The sequence below is a fragment of the Shewanella aquimarina genome (genome assembly GCF_023349185.1).
Taxonomy (GTDB): domain Bacteria; phylum Pseudomonadota; class Gammaproteobacteria; order Enterobacterales; family Shewanellaceae; genus Shewanella; species Shewanella aquimarina.
In genome coordinates, this window is the sequence record NZ_JAKIKY010000025.1 from 1 (window position 1) to 4,397 (window position 4,397).

Below are 4,397 nucleotides of genomic sequence, written 5' to 3' on the forward strand. Positions count from 1 at the left end.
AGAGGTATTGATGGTAATACCGCGCTCACGCTCTTCTGGAGCGTTATCGATCTGTGCGAAATCTTTAGCTTCACCACCGTACGTCTTAGTCAGTACGTGAGAGATAGCAGCTGTAAGAGTTGTTTTACCATGGTCAACGTGACCGATGGTGCCCACGTTTACGTGAGGTTTGCTACGTTCAAATTTTTCTTTAGCCATGGTATTGCCCCAATTAAGAGATACTTGGTGATGAAATCTACATACAACAAAAAATCCGATGCCTATAATGTCATCGAATCGATTTAATTAAGATAATTACGGAAGCTTAGTTGGGAAGGCTGAAGGCAGTTTATCGTGAACGGGACCCTGTTGGGCTGGCTCATAGATACGGGCACAATCAGCGAAAATTGGAGCGGATGGCGGGAATCGAACCCGCGTTATCAGCTTGGAAGGCTGGAGTAATACCATTATACGACATCCGCGCAACCTAACTAAGGTTACCTAACTACCTAGAAAAATGGTGGAGGGAGAAGGATTCGAACCTTCGAAGGCTGAGCCGTCAGATTTACAGTCTGATCCCTTTGGCCACTCGGGAACCCCTCCAGAGAAATGGTGCCGGCACCAAGAGTCGAACTCGGGACCTACTGATTACAAGTCAGTTGCTCTACCAACTGAGCTATGCCGGCGTGTCATTTCGGTAGCGGATATTAGGTAATCGTGAGCACAAGTGCAATACCTATTTTTAAAAATCTGCAAAAAAATCGCCTAAACGACGTTTTTTCCGCCACGCAAGCCTCAGAAAGTGCACTATTTACCCATAAACCTCGAACCGCTTAATCAGCCATTATGGAATCGTGTTTTTGATGTTGTTCCGCTTGAGTCTATGGTGTACTGTGCCTTGCCTAAGGGGAGATTTCATTCATGCACGCCGACAACCAAATTCATAATGCACTCTATCTCGCATTTGCCCGCCAACAGTGGGCCGAGCTGCGAAAATCAGTGCCTTTAACACTCAGCGAATCCGATCTCGATGATCTACGCGGCATCAACGAATCTATCTCTCTCGATGAAGTGACCGACATCTATCTGCCCCTGAGCCGCCTGCTTAATCTGATCGTCGGCGCCAAGCAGCAGAGAGGACTGGTATTGAATCAGTTTCTCGGTCGCGTGCCGCCCAAGCGCCCCTACATTATTAGCATTGCCGGCAGTGTTGCCGTGGGTAAGAGCACGACGGCGCGTATCCTGCAGGCCTTGTTGCGTCAGTGGCCCGAACACCCCAAGGTCGACCTGGTCACCACAGACGGTTTTCTCTATCCCCTATCTGAGCTGAAGCGCCGTGGACTGCTACAACGTAAAGGCTTTCCAGAAAGCTATGATATGAAATTGCTGGTCGAGTTTATCTCTAAGATAAAGGCCGGTGAGAGTCTGGTGCATGCGCCTATCTATTCCCATATCAGTTACGACAGGGTGGCCGATACCCAACAGGCGATAGAACAGCCCGACATTTTGATCATCGAGGGGCTCAATGTGCTGCAGACGGGGCAAGACACCCATGTCGCCATACAGCAACCCTTCGTGTCCGACTTTGTCGACTTCTCCATCTATGTCGATGCCGAAGAGCCGCTGTTAAAAGAGTGGTATATTTCCCGCTTCCTCAAGTTCCGCACCGGCGCCTTCAGCGACCCTAACTCCTATTTCCATCACTACTCAGAGTTGAGCGATGATGAGGCCACTAAGATAGCCGCGAATATCTGGGACAGCATCAACGGCCCTAACCTGAACCTGAATATTCTACCCACCCGGGATAGGGCGCACCTCATCTTGCGTAAGGGGACAGATCATATGATGCACCAGGTGCTAATGCGTAAGTAGCTAGCTACTTAATCACTATAAAACAAACGGCCATCAACTGATGGCCGTTTTGTTATGCTGGACGCATGGATATCTCGCCACCGACGAAGGCCTTAGTGCCCTCCTCCGTCTTGAGCAATATCGCTCCTTGCTCGTCGATACCGCAGCAGATCCCCTCGACGCTATTCTCGCCCATCAGCAACTTGATAGGCTCACCGTCGAACAGGTCTGCCTCACGCCACCTTGCTTGGAACGCCTTAAGGCCCTCTCTTTGAAACAATTCGAGATCGGTAACCAACTGGCGTTGCAGGGCGATCATCAACTCCGTCTTATCCGGCAGCTGCGCCAGCTCAGACAGATCGCTCCATGGCTGATCTATCTTATCCGCCTGCGCCGGTGACATAGAAAGGTTAATACCAATGCCAATGACTAGGTCACATACGCTGTCGGCCTGACCACTCATCTCGATCAGTATGCCCGCAAGCTTCTTACGGTTGAGATAGATGTCGTTGGGCCACTTAACACCAATGCCCTCTACGCCCAAAGAGCGAAGCACAGTCACTAATGAGCAGCCAACCACCAGGCTTAGGCCCATCGCCTGCGCCATGCCCTGAGAAAACTGCCAATAGAAGGAGGTATAGAGATGACAGCCATAGGGAGATACCCAATGACGTCCGCGGCGTCCTCGCCCGGCAGACTGATACTCGGCCACGCAGATATCGCCGCTGCTGAGGTCCTTCACATGTTCAAGCAGAAATCCGTTGGTGCTGTTTATCTCATTGAAGTAGAAACAACGGTTCTTTATCGAGGCCTTAAGCGCCGTCTCATCGATAAGCGAGATAGGCGTGGCTAACTTATAGCCCTTGCCTTTGACACTATAGATATCGACACCAAACTCCTCTAAGTTGGCCACCTGTTTGCTCACCGCCGCCCGAGATATACCGAGTTCACTGGCCAGCGCCTCGCCCGACACAAACTGCCCCTGGCTCAACAAGCGAATAATCTCCCGGCGACGGGCCCACTGATCATGCATCTGCTAATTCCTTCTGTCCGGTTGCACCTATGATCCTAGGTTCGACCTCTAACCTTACGCCAAAATCATCGAATATCCTATCTATCACGAGCCTAGCCAGGTCACACACGTCCTGGCCACTGCAGCCTCCCTTGTTGACGATAACCAACGCCTGTTTAAGGTGAATCGACGCATTGCCGACAGACTCTCCCTTCAGCCCTGCTCTGTCAATCAACCAGCCAGCCGCCAACTTAACCTGTGAATCCTCCAGGGGATAGCCCACTATGTCGACATATTGCTGCTGAAGCCGCTCGAATGTTTGCTGACTAACCACAGGATTTTTGAAGAAGCTACCCACGTTACCTAATACGGCAGGATCGGGCAGTTTCGCCATACGTGTGTCACAGATGCAGTCGAACACCTCTTTCGGTGTCACCCCTTGCTTACGTTTACTCAATTCTTGCAGTGGCCCGTAACTCAGGTTGGGCTGCCACACCTTGGGCAACACTAAGCCCACCCTCAGAATCACGGCGCGACGCTTCAGGGTATTTTTGAAGATAGATTCTCGGTAAGCGAATTCGCAATCGCACCCCTCAAGCCGCTTTATCTCACCGCTAGGCAAATCTAAGTATTCGACCCAATCACAAAACTGCGCCAGTTCCGCACCATAGGCGCCGATATTTTGAATGGGCGCAGCGCCTACAGAACCGGGAATAAGCGCAAGATTCTCGAGGCCTGGCATATTATGTTCGAGACAGAACTGGATGAGTTCATGCCACACCTCGCCAGCCTCCACCTTGAGGTAGTAATGTTCGTCATCCTGGCTCACCTCTATCCCTTTGGTCTGCACTAAAACCGCTGTGCCCTGGAAGGTTTCAGTCAAGACAATGTTGCTACCACCGCCAATCAGCAAAAGAGGCTCCTGCGCTTTGAATGTCTGCAAGCAAATGGCAATAAGCTCGGCCTCCTGCCTTGCTCTTACCAAACTAAAGCAATCAGCCTCGAGGCCTAGGGTATTAAATTGCGTTAAAGAATCTGTGATCTTAGAGTCCATAGAGGAAGCGTGTGTTTGCCTATCAATCAAAAAAGCCATTGTAACGTATCTGGCTCCGCCGGCCTAAATCCCAACAAAGATTAATCTCACGGGATCGCAAGATTCTTCTATGGATAGTTATAGATTGCACTAGGGGAGTTCATAGAGTGCAAACTTTCATCTTGAACTGTGCTTGCGGGCTATAAGGCACTCTAGAAGATATGAGATAGAGTAAGGCTGAAAGGGTTATCGAAAAGCATTTTTCGGCTGACGTCGGGAGTAGGCATTCATGCCTACATAAGTGAATAAGCCACCTGACTTTAATTAAGGTGGTTTCGAGAGAAAACGTCGATAATTTCATAAACCCCAAACGCAAAAAAGCCACCTTATTCAGGTGGCTTCTTCACTTAATAGGCGCCTGGAAATGACCTACTCTCACATGGGGAGACCCCACACTACCATCGGCGCGATTGCGTTTCACTTCTGAGTTCGGGATGGGATCAGGTGGGACCACAATGCTAT

General features: G+C 50.2%; 4 protein-coding genes, 3 tRNA genes and 1 rRNA gene. 1 reads left to right on the forward strand and 7 read right to left on the reverse strand.

Annotation, left to right across the window (positions count from 1 at the left end; translation table 11 throughout):
* The 4 genes from L2731_RS19385 to L2731_RS19400 all read right to left on the reverse strand — a co-directional run.
* On the reverse strand, positions 1–198 hold a 198-nt coding region (locus L2731_RS19385; RefSeq protein ID WP_249254880.1), incomplete at its 3' end, for a GTP-binding protein.
* Between the two features lie 189 nt (positions 199–387).
* A tRNA-Gly gene (locus L2731_RS19390) sits at positions 388–461 on the reverse strand.
* A 36-nt stretch (positions 462–497) separates the two neighbouring features.
* A tRNA-Tyr gene (locus tag L2731_RS19395) sits at positions 498–582 on the reverse strand.
* Between the two features lie 7 nt (positions 583–589).
* A tRNA-Thr gene (locus L2731_RS19400) sits at positions 590–665 on the reverse strand.
* A gap of 235 nt (positions 666–900) precedes the next feature.
* On the opposite strand from L2731_RS19400, the gene coaA reads away from it, so the two are divergent.
* Positions 901–1,851, forward strand: a complete 951-nt coding sequence (gene coaA, locus L2731_RS19405) for a type I pantothenate kinase (protein WP_041510717.1) — start codon at positions 901–903, stop codon at positions 1,849–1,851.
* Positions 1,852–1,903: 52 nt separating this feature from the next.
* Here coaA and birA read toward each other — a convergent pair whose 3' ends face one another.
* The 3 genes from birA to rrf form a co-directional block, all read right to left on the reverse strand.
* Positions 1,904–2,863, reverse strand: a complete 960-nt coding sequence (gene birA, locus L2731_RS19410; RefSeq protein ID WP_249254881.1) for a bifunctional biotin--[acetyl-CoA-carboxylase] ligase/biotin operon repressor BirA — start codon at positions 2,861–2,863, stop codon at positions 1,904–1,906.
* A complete protein-coding gene (murB, locus tag L2731_RS19415; protein WP_249254882.1) occupies positions 2,856–3,896 on the reverse strand; it encodes a UDP-N-acetylmuramate dehydrogenase in 1,041 nt (346 codons plus the stop codon). Before murB ends, birA begins: the two co-directional genes overlap by 8 nt.
* Positions 3,897–4,291: 395 nt before the next feature.
* Positions 4,292–4,397, reverse strand: a 5S ribosomal RNA gene (gene rrf / locus L2731_RS19420); the annotation flags it as partial.

What these genes read in the sequence shown, in the direction of transcription:
- coaA (WP_041510717.1), top strand. Translation starts at nt 901, where the DNA reads ATGCACGCCGACAACCAAATTCATAATGCACTCTATCTCGCATTTGCC.
- murB (WP_249254882.1), bottom strand. Translation starts at nt 3,896, where the DNA reads ATGGACTCTAAGATCACAGATTCTTTAACGCAATTTAATACCCTAGGC.
- birA (WP_249254881.1), bottom strand. Translation starts at nt 2,863, where the DNA reads ATGCATGATCAGTGGGCCCGTCGCCGGGAGATTATTCGCTTGTTGAGC.